Origin of the sequence: Paraburkholderia sp. EB58, from assembly GCF_050436665.1 — a bacterium.
Taxonomy (GTDB): Bacteria; Pseudomonadota; Gammaproteobacteria; order Burkholderiales; family Burkholderiaceae; genus Paraburkholderia.
The window spans coordinates 24533-40018 of the sequence record NZ_JBNDMQ010000026.1 but is presented as its reverse complement, the minus strand read 5'-3'; the positions used below and the strand labels follow the sequence as shown (position 1 = coordinate 40018).

Annotated in this window: 11 protein-coding genes; 3 read left to right on the top strand and 8 right to left on the bottom strand. The window is 61.5% G+C overall.

Annotation, left to right across the window (positions count from 1 at the left end; genetic code table 11):
• Nucleotides 1–5: 5 nt before the first annotated feature.
• Nucleotides 6–896, top strand: a complete 891-nt coding sequence (gene mmsB / locus P3T40_RS30415; protein WP_429271416.1) for a 3-hydroxyisobutyrate dehydrogenase — start codon at nucleotides 6–8, stop codon at nucleotides 894–896.
• A gap of 135 nt (nucleotides 897–1031) precedes the next feature.
• On the opposite strand, the gene P3T40_RS30410 is transcribed toward mmsB, so the two are convergent.
• From P3T40_RS30410 to P3T40_RS30400, 3 genes are all read right to left on the bottom strand, one after another.
• The gene (locus tag P3T40_RS30410; protein WP_429271415.1) at nucleotides 1032–1673 is read right to left on the bottom strand and encodes a glutathione S-transferase family protein; all 642 of its coding nucleotides are present in this window, start codon (nucleotides 1671–1673) and stop codon (nucleotides 1032–1034) included.
• 99 nt (nucleotides 1674–1772) lie between these two features.
• Nucleotides 1773–2939 (bottom strand): porin, encoded by a 1167-nt coding sequence (locus tag P3T40_RS30405; RefSeq protein WP_429271414.1) that lies wholly within the window; start codon nucleotides 2937–2939, stop codon nucleotides 1773–1775.
• Between the two features lie 334 nt (nucleotides 2940–3273).
• A complete protein-coding gene (locus P3T40_RS30400) occupies nucleotides 3274–3765 on the bottom strand; it encodes a GNAT family N-acetyltransferase (protein ID WP_429271413.1) in 492 nt (163 codons plus the stop codon).
• Nucleotides 3766–3938: 173 nt separating this feature from the next.
• Between P3T40_RS30400 and P3T40_RS30395 the strand changes: the two genes are divergently transcribed.
• Nucleotides 3939–4742, top strand: coding sequence for a phytochelatin synthase family protein (locus P3T40_RS30395; RefSeq protein WP_429271412.1), 804 nt, complete (start codon nucleotides 3939–3941; stop codon nucleotides 4740–4742).
• A gap of 14 nt (nucleotides 4743–4756) precedes the next feature.
• Here the strand turns inward: P3T40_RS30395 and tet are convergent, their stop codons facing one another.
• Nucleotides 4757–5968 carry a Tet(A)/Tet(B)/Tet(C) family tetracycline efflux MFS transporter gene (tet, locus tag P3T40_RS30390; RefSeq protein ID WP_429271411.1) on the bottom strand — a complete coding sequence of 404 codons (1212 nt, stop codon included), beginning with the start codon at nucleotides 5966–5968 and terminating at the stop codon, nucleotides 4757–4759.
• 55 nt (nucleotides 5969–6023) lie between these two features.
• Nucleotides 6024–6992 carry a LysR family transcriptional regulator gene (locus tag P3T40_RS30385; RefSeq protein WP_429271410.1) on the bottom strand — a complete coding sequence of 323 codons (969 nt, stop codon included), beginning with the start codon at nucleotides 6990–6992 and terminating at the stop codon, nucleotides 6024–6026.
• A 133-nt stretch (nucleotides 6993–7125) separates the two neighbouring features.
• On the opposite strand from P3T40_RS30385, the gene P3T40_RS30380 reads away from it, so the two are divergent.
• Nucleotides 7126–9414, top strand: a complete 2289-nt coding sequence (locus P3T40_RS30380) for an NADP-dependent malic enzyme (RefSeq protein ID WP_429271409.1) — start codon at nucleotides 7126–7128, stop codon at nucleotides 9412–9414.
• A gap of 164 nt (nucleotides 9415–9578) precedes the next feature.
• Here P3T40_RS30380 and tssJ read toward each other — a convergent pair whose 3' ends face one another.
• The 3 genes from tssJ to P3T40_RS30365 are packed head-to-tail and all read right to left on the bottom strand — an operon-like array spanning nucleotide 9579 to nucleotide 15471.
• Nucleotides 9579–10127: a type VI secretion system lipoprotein TssJ gene (gene tssJ, locus P3T40_RS30375; RefSeq protein ID WP_429271408.1), complete on the bottom strand. Its 549-nt coding sequence runs from the start codon at nucleotides 10125–10127 to the stop codon at nucleotides 9579–9581.
• Nucleotides 10127–11884 (bottom strand): type VI secretion system baseplate subunit TssF, encoded by a 1758-nt coding sequence (gene tssF, locus P3T40_RS30370; RefSeq protein WP_429271496.1) that lies wholly within the window; start codon nucleotides 11882–11884, stop codon nucleotides 10127–10129. The genes tssJ and tssF overlap by 1 nt, the downstream gene beginning before the upstream one ends.
• A gap of 41 nt (nucleotides 11885–11925) precedes the next feature.
• Complete coding sequence (locus P3T40_RS30365) at nucleotides 11926–15471, bottom strand: ImcF-related family protein (RefSeq protein WP_429271407.1); 3546 nt, start codon at nucleotides 15469–15471, stop codon at nucleotides 11926–11928.
• Nucleotides 15472–15486 lie beyond the last annotated feature (15 nt).

Here is a 15486-nt window from a genome sequence, read left to right as displayed (position 1 = left end):
CAATCATGAAGATCGGTTTTGTTGGACTCGGCAATATGGGTGCGCCGATGGCGCACAACCTGCTGAAGGCGGGCCATGCCGTGAACGTGTTCGACCTGAACGCGCAGGCTGTACAGGCGCTGGTCGATGCAGGCGCGAAGGCGGCGGGTTCGCCGAAAGCGGCGGTGGCGGACGTCGAATGCGTCATCACGATGCTGCCGGCGGCGGCTCACGTCCGCAGCGTGCTGACAGCTGACGATGGCGTGCTGGCGGGTATAGCCAAGGGCGTGACCATCATCGATTCGAGCACGATCGATCCGGCGAGCGTCAAGGCGTTCGCAGAACTCGCGGCACAGCACGGCAATGCGTTTGTCGATGCGCCGGTCTCGGGCGGAACGGGTGGCGCCGCGGCAGGCACGTTGACGTTTATGGTGGGCGGCAGCGCAGCAGTGTATGAGCAGGTGAAACCGGTGTTGTCGGCAATGGGCAAGAACATCGTTCATTGCGGCGATACCGGCACGGGGCAGGTGGCGAAGATCTGCAACAACCTGGTGCTCGGCATCACGATGGCGGGTGTTGCCGAAGCCATGTCATTGGGTGCCGCGCTTGGCATCGATCCGAAGGTGCTGGGCGGGATTATCAACACGTCCACCGGGCGCTGCTGGAGTTCCGACACGTATAACCCGTTCCCGGGCGTGATCGAAACGGCGCCGTCGTCGCGCGGCTATACCGGCGGCTTCGGTACGGATCTGATGCTGAAGGATCTCGGTCTTGCCACGGATGCCGCGAAGCAAGTGCGTCAACCGGTGTATCTCGGTGCGCTGGCGCAGCAGTTGTATCAATCGATGAGCATCAAAGGCGCTGGCCGTCTGGACTTCTCCGCTGTGATCAAACTGTATCAGGCTGGGGACGTTTGATAGTGGGCGTTGCGATCAAACGGCGCTTTGAGGGCGCTGCTTGATCGTGACCGCTGATTGCTCAGTTGCAGGCATTCGCGAGCGGCGCTTGCGAATGCCATGCAAGCATGGACTCCGTCTGGATAAGAGACGCCCTCAGGTCAGCATCGGCGTCATGTCCGGGTCGCCTTTCTTCATCGCCCGCTGGTAGGCATCGCGTGCGCCGATGCGCTGGAGATACGCCAGGATATTCGGGTAAGGAGATAGATCCATCGGCAGGAAGATGCGCATCGTCGTCAACGAAAACACGGTGACGATGTCCGCCGCGGTGAAGGCATTGCCAGCCAGGTAGTCCGTCTCGGCCAGGCGCTTCTCCACCAGACCCATCACCAGATCGCGCCGCGCGCTCACCCACATCAGCGACGGATTATCGGGCTGCAGGTCGAGGCGGCCCAAGATCATGCTGCGCCCAAGGTTGGGCTGAAGCGATCCGTTCGCAAAGTGAAACCAGTACAGATAGTCGGGGAACGTGGCGTCGCTCGAAGACGGCACGAGGCTGCCGCTGCCGTACTTCGCCATGATGTATTCCATGATCGCCGTGGATTCGGCTAGCACCACGTCGCCATCGGTGATGATCGGCGCCGTGCCCAGCAGATGCAGCGCCTTGTATTCGGGCGGACCGAGCCGCGTGACCGGATCGCGGTCGTATTTTTTGAACTCGTACGGAATGCCAAGTTCTTCGCACAGCCATAGAATGCGCTCGGATTGCGATTTTCCGAGGTGATGGACGGTCAGCATGCCAGTTCCTGTGAAGTGGGTTCGAGATGCGCAAGGCTGAGTCGGCGACATGTCGGGAACCCGGCCATGCCGCCGTCCAGCAAGTCTACGCGATCAGAGTCAGAACGCGTGGCGCAGGCCCACGGATACGGCCACTTGCGAGTTGGTCGACGACGGCGACAGCGTGTTGATCATCGCGTCGCCGAGTATCGAGCCGGATGGCGCACCGTGCACGTGCTGATACACGCCCTCGAGATAGACGTCGGTGCGCTTGCTCAGCGAATAGTCGGTCTGGAGCATGACCGAATTCCATGCCGGTGATGCGTTCGTCGCTCCATCGCTGTATGCACCATCCGTGAATGTGTACGAACCCGAGACGCTCAAAGCGGGCGTGAGCGCATAGCGCGCGTTGACCTCGTAGTTGTCGAGGCGCAGGCCGCCGCCGAGCGGCGAGTAGTCGCCGAGGCCGAACGAGAAAACGCTCGCCATATTGTCGATCTGAGTATGGCTCCAGACGAGTCCGATCGTAGCCGGGCCGAACGTGTAGTTGCCGCCTGCACCCCAGATACGCTGGCGCTGCGCGATGAAATCCGCGCTGGCGTCGTCTTGCGAAATGGCGCCGTTCGGGTTGGTGCCGAGCACGCCGCCGCCCGCATTGTTGAACTGGAGGTATCCGGCCGCGAGATTGAAAGGACCTTGCGCATAAGCCGCGCTGAAGCCATACACACGGTTGTCCGAGAAGCCGCCTGCCTTGTTGCTGAAGGCGTACATGGTTTCGACGGTGACGCCGTGCCAGGCGGGGCTCGTGTACTTGACCGCGTTGTTGATGACCACGGAGTCGGCCGCGAGATTGTCGTTCTCGAACGGATGCGCCGCGAGGTTGCCGCCCCAGGTGTTGCTCTCGGCGGAGAGCGGACCGAGCAGGTCGTTGACCACGTCAAACTGGCGGCCGAACGTCAGCGTGCCGTACGGGTCGCTTTGCAGCCCAACCCAGACTTGCGAACCAAAACCGTCACCCGGGAAAGCCTCGGTGCCGTTATTCAGGTTGAAACCTTGTTCCAGTTTGAAGACAGCGTGCAAACCGCCGCCCAGGTCTTCCGAGCCTTTGAGGCCGAACACCGTATTCTGTGTCGCGCTGCTGGCTTCCTGCCAACTGCTGTGACCGGTCTGGTTGTTGCTATAGACGAGACCCGTATCGAGGAGACCATACAGGGTCACGCTGCTTTGCGCGTGCGCCGGTATAGCAAATACTCCCGATAGCGCGAATGCCAGCAAAGACTTTTTCATACTTGTAAGCTCCGAGAATGGCCGGCGAATCTCTGTATGCAATCGCCGCGATTTTCCAAAGCGCGCATGCTAGTCCAAGGCCGGATAAAGTTCAAATACAAAAGGCGTATACGCCTCGGTAAATGCGACCGGGACACTCGCGCTGAAGCGGTAGAGCGGAAAAAACGGGAGGTGTTGCTCTAAATGTTGTTCTAAATATAGAGCGTGTGGGGACTACACGCCAGGCGTGACTGCAAAAAGTCGAAACTGGCTGATATTGCCTGGAAAGCGGCGGGGTGAGCTAAGAGGCCTCGCGACTGGCGGCGGGGCAACGGGGCCATCTACCTTCGCTACATCAACCTTGGCGCTGCTTCTGGGCCGTACGCAGATCGAGCTCGAGGAACAGCGTGCCTTCTACCGGATTGAACACATATGCCGGGATGGGCACGAATCCAAGTAACGCATAGACGTGCTGCGCCGCTTGCATGGTCGGGAGTGTATCGAGGCGGATTTTTGTGTAGCCGGTCTCTTTTGCCATCTGCACGATGCATTCGGCCAGGCGCTTGCCAAGCTGTTGGCCGCGTCCCGCAGGGCGCACATAGAGGCGTTTCATTTCGCACACGGTTTCATCCAGCGGACGCATGGCCACGCTTCCAATCACTTCGCCGTCCCGCCACGCAAGCAGGACGCAACCTCGCGGTGCCGCGTACTTGCCCGGCAGGTCCGCCAGCTCTGCATCGAAATTCTGGAAGCTGAGGTCGATGCCCAGACTTTCCGCATATTCGCGGAAAATCGCTTGAACGGCTGCGAGGTGTTGCGGAAAGTGGGCCGCTTGAATCTCTGTCATTGGGAAACTCGCTTTCTATCGGCGGTGGAGTCGGTCCGTACGACGGTCCCATCTTACGGTCGAATCTCACGCGCGCGTTTGTTTCGTGTTAAAAAACCGGAGTTCGCCCGTATGGTGCTGACGCAGCGTCCAGCCAGCCATCGTCCGGAAATCATCCGCATGAGAAGGGTTCGATGTCCAACTATTCATTCTTCCGCTTCATTCGGCTCAAGAGCCGGCACGTCTGGGCCGCGGCCGCCTTGGCGGTTGCGTTGGCAGGCTGCGCGTCTTTGCCGTTCACCGAGAGTCATGCGGACGCCCCCGCAGCAATGCATCCGGCCGCCGGACCGTTGCCGGTTCCGCCGAATCTTATCGCGTTGACGCAGCCCGAAGGCCAAAAGCGGCTCATGTCCAGCGCCGACAATCAGTCGTATTGGCCGCTGTCGGAGTATTTCGAAACACAGAGGAATGAGGCGTACTGTTCGGTGGCGAGCTCGGTAATGGCGCTCAATGCACTGGGCATCAAACGTCCTGAGTCGACTCAATACCCTGATTTCCCGTACTTTTCGCAAGAGGACTTCTTTCGCAGTGTCGATCCGCAGGTCGCCAATGCCGCTCGCGTATCACGGGAAGGCATGACGCTCGACCAGCTCAGTGCGGTGCTGAGCGGGTTCCCGGTCGAGGTCAACAAATTCCGTTCCAGCGACCTCACACTTGCGCAGTTTCGCGATCTGATTCGCGATACCACGGGGCATAGCGACCGCTTTGCGCTGTTGAATTTTAGACGTGTGGAGATCGGTGAGGAGGGCGGTGGTCACTGGTCGCCGCTGGCTGCCTATAACGCAGCGAGCGATAGCGCGCTCCTCCTCGATGTTGCGCGCTACAAGTATCCGGCGGTCTGGGTTCCGATTGCGCAGTTGTACGCGGCATCTCAAGCCGTCGATAACGTCAGTGGGCTTTCACGCGGCTTGGTGATTGTGAGCAAGCGCGTGAATTGACTGTACTGCGTCCTTTACTCGCTCGCGCTCGTCCCCACTGCATCATCCTGCTGCGACCTCGCACGCGAATTGAACAACAGCGGCAACACCAGCAGGTACAGCGCAGCGCCAATCGCCCACACCAACCCCGGCCATGTGCGCTGACTGGCCGCGTAGAGCCATGTCGCTGCCAGCGGCCCTCCAACGCCAATCAGACTCGCGATGCTCGTGAGCGTGCCCTGCAGTTCGCCTTGACGGCTGTCGTCGATCTGTCGTGCAAGCATGGCTTGCAGCGAAGGCATGGTGACGCCTCCCACCGCGAACAGAGGCAGGATGGCGAAAGGCATCCAACCGCGTGTCGCGATGGCCATCAGCACTAGACCCAAGCTATCCGCCGCCAGTCCGATTAACAACGCGACGCGCTCGCCGAGGCGTGCAACCAGCGGCCCGATAGCGAAGGCTTGGGAAAGGGCGTGGCACGCACCGAAAGCGGCCAGCGAGACGCCGGCAATCGTCGTGGTCCACGCGAAACGGTCCTCGCCATAGATAATCCACAGCGTAGCGGGTGCTTGCGACGCGAGCATGATGACGGCGTAGACGCCTACGAGCGATATCAGGTTCGGCGCGCCGCGCAGACGATGCAATGTGGCAAACGCGTTCATGCTCCGTTTCTCTCGAGGGCTGCTTTGCTGCTTACGCGATTCGGGCAGGACGAAATACGCCAGCAACAGATTCAGCCCGTTCATCGCCGCCGCCGCGAGGAAAGGCGCCCGCAGATGCAACGCGCCGAGCAAACCTCCGATCAACGGTCCTGCAATGAAGCCGACACCCAATGCTGCGCCCATCTGACCAAACCGTCCCGCGCGCTCCGCTTCTGGGGTGACATCGGTGAGGTAGGCCGACGCGACGGCCATGTTCGCGCCAGTGATGCCAGCGAGCACGCGACCCACATAGAGCCATGCGAGGTTAGGCGCCGCGGCCATCACCAGATAGTCAACCGCGGCTCCTGCGAGCGATGCCAGCAGCACCGGACGGCGTCCGAAACGATCGCTTAACGCGCCCAGAACAGGAGAAAACAGAAACTGCATCAACGCATAGGCGGCTGCCAAGGCGCCAAAGTTTCTGCTGACGGCGGCGTCGGAATTGGCGAGGCTGTGCAGGAGTCCCGGCAGGATGGGCATGATGAGCCCAATGCCGATCGCATCCAGTAGCACCGTGAAGAGTATGACGATGTGGGGTTTTCTCAAATCACCGCTCTATCAGTATTCGTATGGGAGTGCGGATTATTTCACAGCCGACCCGTTAAGGTCTCGCGTAAATCGCCTGGCATACCTTGCGAAGTGAATCGGCGAACAGCCGGCTAGGTATGGGCTGCGCTTCATTCATGCGCGTGAACAGCGCAATCGGCGACAAGGTCCATTCGAACGAGTACGGCACGATGGCGACGCCCGCTATTCGCACCAGTTCCTCGGCGATATCCGCCGGGACGATGGACACCGATTGCTCGCCCACGACAATCATCTCGCCGATCAGCTTGGATGAGTAGCTCTCGACAATCGGTGTCGGCGGCGTCAGGCCGGCGCCCAGAAAAATGTCGGCGACCTGCTCGCGCATGGGCGTGTTGGGTGCACCCAATATCCAGTCCAGTTCCACCAGCTTCTGCCAGTCGATTCGGCCGCGCGCTAGCCGCGCGGCAAGGCGGCGGCTCGCAATCAGCCGAGGTTGCTGGCGATACAAAATCTCGACGCTGACCTGCTGCAGATCGAGCGAGGATGAGGCGCGTCCGATAACGATGTCCACCTTGTGGTCCCGCAACTGCGAGAGCAACTGCTCGCTCGTGCCCTCGTGAATCGTCACCGTCAGACGCCGATCGCCTTCGGGTCGGGTGCGTTCAATCGCCGTCGACAGCATCTGGCCAGGAATAAAGGGAATCACGCCGATATGCAGATGCGCGGCATGCCCGGACGCGACCGCCTCCATTTCCCGCGCCAGATGGTCGAGATCTTCGGTCATCGCCCGTGCTCTCGCCAGCACGACCTTACCCAGTGCCGTTGGCGCCATGCCGCGCGCCGAGCGGTCGAACAGCGGCGCCCCGAACATGTCCTCCAGTTCCGCCAGCGCATTGGTGACCGCGGGCTGGCTGCTCGCCATGTGTTCGGCGGCGCGCGTCAGAGAGCCGTGCTGCTGAATCTGCAGCAGCAGCGTGAGATGGCGCATTTTCAGCCGCGATGCCAGCTTGCGCACCACCACGTTGGGATCGAATGCCGCCATAAATCTGCCATGCCATTAGAAAAAGGTGATGGGGGCATATTAACTCCGAATGTTGTCCTTATGGGTCGTCCCTAGAATGGGTCGTCGCTTGATTCGCGCCGCAAGGGCGCCCGCCACAGAAAGGGCTTAGAACATGAACACGTCGGATCGCCAGGCAGCACTCGATTACCACGAATTCCCGATTCCGGGAAAAACGGCGGTTACCGCCACCAAGCCGCTGGTCACGCAGAGAGATCTCGCGTTGGCGTACACACCTGGCGTTGCCGTGGCCTGTGAAGAAATCGCTGCCGATCCGCTCAACGCATTTCGCTTTACCGGGCGCGGCAACCTGGTGGGGGTCATCACGAACGGTACGGCGGTGCTGGGCCTGGGCAATATCGGCGCGCTCGCTTCGAAGCCGGTGATGGAAGGCAAGGCGGTGCTGTTCAAGAAGTTCGCCGGGATCGACGTGTTCGACATTGAGATCAACGAGACCGATCCGGACAAGCTGGTCGATATCATCGCGGGCCTGGAACCGACCTTCGGCGGCATCAACCTCGAGGACATCAAGGCGCCGGAGTGCTTTACCGTGGAGCGCAAGTTGCGTGAGCGGATGAAGATTCCGGTGTTCCATGACGACCAGCACGGTACCGCGATCACCGTGAGCGCGGCTTTCATCAATGGCTTGAAGGTAGTGGGCAAGAGCATCAAGGAGGTCAAGGTCGTCACCTCCGGTGCGGGCGCGGCGGCATTGGCTTGCCTCGAGTTGATGGTGGAACTTGGCTTGCCCATCGAAAATGTCTGGGCGACCGATATCGAAGGCGTGGTATATCAGGGCCGTACGACGCTGATGGACCCGCAGAAAGCGCGCTTTGCGAAAGACACCTCGGCCCGCAAGCTGGAAGAGGTTATCGAGGGCGCGGACGTGTTTCTCGGTCTTTCGGCTGGCGGCGTGCTGAAGCCCGCGATGGTGGCGCGCATGGCGGCTCGCCCGCTGATTCTAGCGTTGGCCAACCCTACGCCGGAAATCTCGCCGGCTGAAGTAAAAGCCGTGCGCGACGATGCGGTCATCGCGACCGGCCGCTCCGACTATCCGAATCAGGTCAACAACGTTCTGTGTTTCCCCTATATTTTCCGGGGCGCGCTGGACGTGGGCGCGACCACCATTACGCCTGAAATGGAAAAGGCCGCCGTCTACGCGATTGCGGCGCTGGCGGAAGAAGAACAGAACGAAGTGGTCGCCGCGGCTTATGGTGCTTATGGCGTCGACTTTGGCCCCGAGTACTTCATTCCGAAGCCGTTCGATCCGCGCCTGATCGTGCGCATTGCGCCGGCCGTGGCCAAGGCTGCGATGGAAAGTGGCGTTGCCACGCGCCCGCTGCAGGACCTGGAGGCGTACACCGAACAATTGCAGCAATTCGTCTACCGCTCGGGCGCTTTCATGAAGCCGCTATTCGCGGCAGCGCGGCAGATTGTTCGCGAGGGCGGCAAGTCGCGCATTGTGTTCACCGAAGGCGAAGAGGAACGCGTGCTGCGGGCGGTCCAGGTGATAGTCGATGAAAAACTCGCGCGCCCGATTCTGGTGGGGCGTCCGGAAGTGTTGATGGCGCGGATCGAAAAATACGGTCTGCGTCTGCGCCTCGGTCAAGATGTCGAAGTGACAAATCCTGAGTATGACGAACGATTCCATCAATACTGGACGACGTACTGGGAATTGATGTGCCGCGACGGTATCACCAAGGAAATGGCGCGCGTCGAAATGCGCCGCCGGCTGACGCTGATCGGCGCCATGATGGTCAAGCTGGGCGATGCGGACGGGATGGTGTGCGGCACGGTCGGCGCGTATCACGATCACCTGCGCTTTGTCGATCAGGTGATCGGCAAGAAAGCGGGAGCGCAGACCTACGCGGCCATGAATATTCTGCTGCTCGACAATCGCACCATCGCGCTGGTGGATACCCACGTCAACGATGACCCGACCGCCGAACAGATCGCCGAATTCACGATTGCCGCGGCGCATAGCATGACCGGGTTGAACCTGGTTCCAAAGGTGGCGCTGTTGTCGCGTTCGAACTTCGGCTCGGGCAGTTCGGCCTCCGGCGCGAAGATGCGTCGTGCACTTGAGTTGCTTACGCAGCAGGCACCCACGCTGGAAGTTGACGGCGAAATGCACGGCGATTGCGCGTTGGACGAAGCGCTGCGCTCGCGCATCCTGCCGATGTCCCGCTTGAAGGGAGCGGCCAATCTGCTCGTGTGCCCGAACGTCGACTCGGGCAACATTGCCTATAACCTGTTGAAGACCGCGGCGGGCAGCAATGTTGCCGTGGGCCCGTTCCTGTTGGGCGCCAACGCGCCGGTTCACGTTCTCACGTCGAGCTCGACGGTGCGCCGGATTATCAACATGGCGGCGCTGACGGTGATCGACGCGAATCGCGAGGCTTAAACGAGCGTGACCGTTCGATGAGGTGACGCTTGTCTCGGGGACGTCTGCGTGAGAAGCGCAGCGGCCTCGGGACGGAGAGTTAGCCCCGCTTGTTTGTAGTGAAAAGGACGAAAGATCAATAGCGGCGCAGCCATGCATTGCTAAAAACCTGCTGCCTGTCCTACTCAGCGTGCAGACTCGATTTCGAGGCGATTGTCGATGACGGATATCGTCACGGGATCGGTTTTCTTCCACTGTGTCTTCGGAATCACCAATTGCCATTCGGCGTTCACCGGACTACGGAAAAACGCTACGACGCCGACATATTGCGTGTCGTCGGCCATCCGTTCGGACAGCCTTACGCTTGCGGACGGAGCCAAGGTTACCTCGGCCTTGGCCAGAATGCCCGCCTTGAGCGCATCGCCCGTACCTGCCAGCAATTGTGAGTAGGTAGCTGTTTCAAACACCTTTGAATCCTTCAACTGGTAAATGCGTAGCACGACCGGCAATGACTCACCGCGTCCGTCCTGGTTGAGTGCGCTACGGCTCGTGATCACGAGGTTCATCTGCTTCACTTTTGCAACGAAAACGGCGCGGGTTGTGTCCGTGCTCGCATCCTTGATCGACTGCCAGGCGCCGCATGCGGTGAGCGATGCGAGCAATGGCAGACAGGCCGCTGCCCGCAGGGTTGAGCGATTGAGGTGAGCTATGCGGGTGATGTGTGTGATATCCATCAGAATGGAGCTCCTGTGTAGTCGTTGCGTGGACAGACGGTTTCTTCGCCGTTCGCGATCAACACCAGGCGCACCGAGTAATGAAAATTCGCGTAGCGTCCGACGAAGTGGCTCAGCACGTCCCCGAACAGCACGACGTCGCCGGTACCAGCAAATGCCGCGGTGTCGATGGCGACGTGGATATGGAGTTCGCGCAGTACGCTCGCGCGGCTGACGACGTTCTTCTCCGTGATCCACACACCCTCGATCCCCGCGATACGCTTTCCGTTATCGTCCCGACGCGTCCAGTCGTACAGTTTGAGCACGTCGCGCAGAACGGATTCGTCCATCATGTTCAGCTCGTTGCATCCGCCACCGGTGAAGTGCGAAATCACGCACCAGTCGTATTCCCTGTCTCGTGGCGGATACAGCGGCATGGTCGGTGGCGTCAGGTTACGCACCGACTGGATGCCGTTGAAGTTGGACACCGGGTCCGAGATCATCGACTCGCGCAGTGCCATGCGCGGCAATCGGCCGTTATTCGCGAGGGCGCGCACGGTCAGGTGTCCATCAGGCGGGCTATCTGCGTGCTCCCAGAACTGGCCGCCCAGGTTGACCCACAACTGACGGTTGCCTGTCACGCCAAAGCGCGTAGAGGTGTGGAAGTACCGCTCAGGCGACTCGTAGCGCATCATGCCGCCACGATGCCGGAACGACTTGAACGCGCGGTATTCGTGTCGCTCGCTACTTTCCTGATCGGTTGCTGTAACTGACAAGGCGTCGTACGGCTCGACATACCCGCCCGCGGTTCCGGGCGCATGCACGGAATGTTCGCGATCGTAAGCGGCGTGCGGCCTCAGCGGTTCGGCGTCGACCTCAAACAGATTGATCACCGGCGTGCAAAATAGGCGAATGTTGTCCTTGCCGAAGGTGAAGTCGCCGGCAAGCCGCCCGTTTAGCAAAATCTCGAATTCGATGCGTGTCTCGCCCAACGGTATCGTCGCGGCATCGAAGCCGCACAGATCGATGAAGTGGAATTTCTCGGGAAACGAAAAGTATTCGAGCATGGTCTGCTCACGATCCAGTTCGTGATTTCGTTTCGCGTTGTCCGACGGCCATAGCCGGGTTTCCGGACCAAACCCGGCGACTTCGACCTTCATGTCTGGCTGTGGTTGTAGCTGTCCGTCATGGATGCTGGGGATGCGCACGCCGATCGAGGCCACCTGGCGCGTGAGCGCAGCATACAGCGCCGAGGCTACGGGCCTGTCGCCGTGCAGGTACAGGCGGATTCGAGACAGGTCATCGAGCCTGCGCTGCTCGAAGTTCATCAATTTGAACGCGATGCTGATCACTGTACGGCCGTCCTCGCGCACCCGAGCCCCGGCGTCGCACACGTCTAGCGGCAGCAGATGCACCGGCTGCGTAGTGCGATAGACGCACACGGTGCCATCGGCGCCAACCGGAGTCGATCGCACCTGCAGGCCAGCGGGCAGCGCCCCGAGCACGCGTACTTCACCCTGCCGGGGCACGCACTCCAGGATCGCGAGAGAGGGGATCGTGCGTGCGGTGTGCGGCCACAGGTTGTCGAGCAAAGGGTCGGTGATTTCCGGCAACGCGTCATCGAGCTTCATTCTCATTCGCGCCATCAGGAACGCGAAACCCTGGTAGAGCTGATCAATGCGATCGTCCAGTGCACCGGGCGTCGTCAGCCCCAGTCTGCGCGCCGCTTCCGGATTTTGTTGGGCGAACTCGTTGCTTGCGTTGCGCAGATAGCGCATTTCCGCGTCGAAATATTTGAGGTATGGATTGTCCTGGTCACTCACGGCGTCAGCTCCGGCGGTAAGGGCGGCAACATCGGCACGGCGCCTGCCTTGCCGACAGTAAAAATCCGCTCCGGCATCCTGAAGCCTCGCAGCTTCAACAGATCGAGCGGCCCGGCGCCGACCTGCGTGCGTAGCACGTAGCGCAGCGGCGCGGCGTCCGGCTGGTCCCACGTCAGTTCGTAACGGGTGCTGTCGAGTGGTTTGACATGAGCTTTTGCGAGCAGCCGCAGGAATGCCCAGTCACCGGCGGCATCGAACGCCTGGCGCAAGCCGGCATTGACCATCTCCCACATCAAACCAGTGTGCCCGTTCAGGCCATTACCAGGCCACGTGAGCGCGGTCCACGACTCCTGTTGGTTGAAGTAGGAGAGCGGCGTGCCGTCGACTTCGAGCTCCGTGCGCGTCACATTCGCGGTGGGCAGCGCCATGATCTCGAAGTGGTAGCCTGCGTCGCCCTGCGCATAGAGTTGCGCGCCAAGCGTCGGTAGTAGCCGGATCGCCGTGAGGAACGCCGGATCGAATTGCAACGCCTGAGGACGCAGTTCATCCGGTACCCACTGATCGCCCTGCGGCTTCAGTACGCCCGCCAGTTGTGTTGTCATGAAGCGGGCAATCAGGCCGGTGTCGGGACGCACATAGCGTCCAAGTTCGGCAAAGGATGCGTCGGCATTAGTGTCGTAGAAAGGATACCGTCCATTCATGGCTGCGTTGAACGGTGCTGCCACGCTCGCACGCCACGCTTCGTTCAGGCTGGCGGCGGCCGGCTGCAGGATGGTTTGCCATGCGGTGTCGAGCGGCCGAGCGAAGAGGGCGTCGCCGAGACCGGCCCACGCCGTGCCGAGGCTCGCTGCGGTGAGCGCTGCGTCGTCGCGCGCCTGTGCGAGTTCGGAGAGTTTGCCTTGAAACACGGCCTGCGCGAGCGAGCGGGCCATCGCCTGTGCATCGGGGCTGGCCGCGATCTGCTGGAGCTTCAGCCGCATGGTGGTGGCCACCGTCAGGTAGTGTGCGAGGCTCACGCCATTTAGCTCGGTTAGGGCCTTTGCCTCGTGGTTACTTGTGTTGGCGCTCGTACCGCTGTCGCCCATGAGTGCGAGTAGCGGGCCGAACGGCTTATCGAGCGGGTTGACGACCTCCGCTTGGGTTTTGTCTTCGCTGCCTATCAGGCTTTGGGCCTTGCGTACCAACGTATCGGTTAGCGCCTGCGATGGGCGGCCTGCCTGCGCCTGATACTGCACCGACTTCATCAACGCGATCAGCGGCGAAGTCTGAGCGTCTGCGAGGCGCGTCAACTGATCGATCGCACCGCTGAGGTTCGAGGCAGGTTGCCACTGGATGCTGTTGAGCATGCCTTGCCACGCGGCGGTGTATTCGGTGAAGTAGCGCGCCGTGAGTCGAGCCTTCAGGTCGTCGCGGGCGCGCTCTGTGTCGCTAGTTGTGATGGCCGCGGCTGTTGCCGCTGCCCCTTCGTGCGCGACAGCCATACCTGCGGAGGATGCGGTCCCGTCATCCCCCAGGGCGACGTCCTTCGGGGCGCTGGACAACACCCAGTCGCCGTTCACGTGCCGCTCGTTTGCGGCCTTGTCGATAGCCTGCGCGATCATGCCGTCCCATGCCGCGCGAGTGTAGATACCGGGCACGCTCTGTGTGGTCGAGAAAAGCCCCCGCGCGTCGGCACCGTTCAGTAAGGTCATGAGCGAGGCGTCCGCGTACTTGCCCTTGGCGTCTTCGATGATGCCTTGATAGACCGTGTCGTCGGCATTGGTGAGGCCGATCTGGTTGACCAGCGTATTGCGCGCGGCGCTCACAATCGGCGCTGAGGCAGCGGTGCGCCATTCCGGATGCGCTTTCAGATGGCTCGCGTAGAAGCTGGCGAGCCGTTTCGACGTGTCGAGCCATTCGCCGGTCGACATGGAGGCCGGTGCGGGCCAGGCGGCGACGATCTGATCGGTCAGGAAAGCCTGATCGGTGCGGCGAGGTTCGGTCAGCATCAGGTATGCCTTGAGCGCGTTATAGCCGCTCCGCTGCGCGTCGTGGCTCTGCAGTGCATCGGCGCGCACTTGCGCGAGATCAGCGAGCGATGCTTCGAGCGTCTGTACGACCGGGCGCTGCAGATTGCGGGTGGCTGCTGTCCGGTACGGTTGCCAGAGCGCCTGGAGGATAGCGTCATTGCGACCGACGCCTGTGCGCAAGTACCAAAGCGCGCCATGCTGCTGGCGGTACTCGAGCGTCTCGATCTGCTGTTGCAGGGCGAGTTGCGCGCGTAGCGCGGTGGGAGAACCAGGGGCGGCAGAGAGCGCGGCGTCGGCGCTCATCTGCGCGTCGCGGATCAGATGTTGGTTGCTGATAGCCGAGATCGTCATGGCGACGCACCAGCCGATCGCCGCAACGGTTATGAGCGTAGCCAGCGCATTCGGCCAGTAGAAGCCGATGCGTTTGCCGTGATGACGGCGCACGTTCGCACCGATCTCCTGCCACGTGGCAACAAGCGATGTGGGCTGCACGCGCAGAGCCAAGGCGGTGTCGGCTTCCGCGGTCAGTTGTATTGCCGTGCCTACTGCACCTGTCGCCGCAGCGGGCCGATCCTGCGCAGAGGCGGGGTCTGCTGGGACCGGCACGGGGGCCACGCCAGCACCCGGAAATGTTGGGGCGAACATCACGCTCGCCAGCGGTGCACGGAGCCACTTCGAGGAGACAAGGGTTTCCCAGCCCGTCACTATGCGCTCACGCTGATCGCCGATGTAGACCGAGATCTGCGCGAGCCAGGCGATCCAGTTCGGCTCGCGGCAAAGGAGCATGCCTCTATCAGCCGATACGCGTTCGAGGATGGTAAGTTGCTCCGTCAGTGCTTCGGCGCTATTGTGGGCTGACGCGCCTGGGGAGCGATTCACTAGAGCCCCGACAGCATTGAACCATTCGGACTGCTTGCCAGTTGTTGGAACTGCGTGCAGGAACGTGATGGGCGCGGCCCAGCCGAGGTCGGTCGCGATTCCTGCGAGTGTGCGCGCCCGCTCTACGTCGGCTCGGATTCCGTCACTGGTGCGCTCGACCTGAACCAGGCTGTCGACGGGGCGCCTGCGGCGCAGTTGCCGTATCTGCCGGCGCCATTGCGCCGCGTCGATACCGTCCGGCGCTGCATGCACGAGAATCGTCTCGGCGACATGTATCACCGCCGCTTGTTTCAGGCCGGGGGCAACCTCGTCAACGAGCGTTTCGGACCCCGTCACCATCAGCCACGGCATCCGGTAGCGCCAGAACCAGCCGTGCGAGGTGCGCAGTTCGTCACATAGGTATTGGAGGCGAATATCGCGTTTGAGTGGCCGAGGCGCGTCGGGAGCGTCGCCGGTCTCTTGCCGGAACACTCGCCCGGTGAACGCGTAGGCGCCGATCCCGAGTGCCACGAGGTGCGCGATCACCACCGTCGCGCAAATGCAGAGGATCCAGATCGTGGCTGTTTTCTTCTCCTCTACCGATGGCGCGCCAACGAGATCGCCTTTGGCCCAGACCACCAGAAGGGCGAGCGCGGCAAGGAGGGCCGCTATCACGGGCAAACCCCAGAT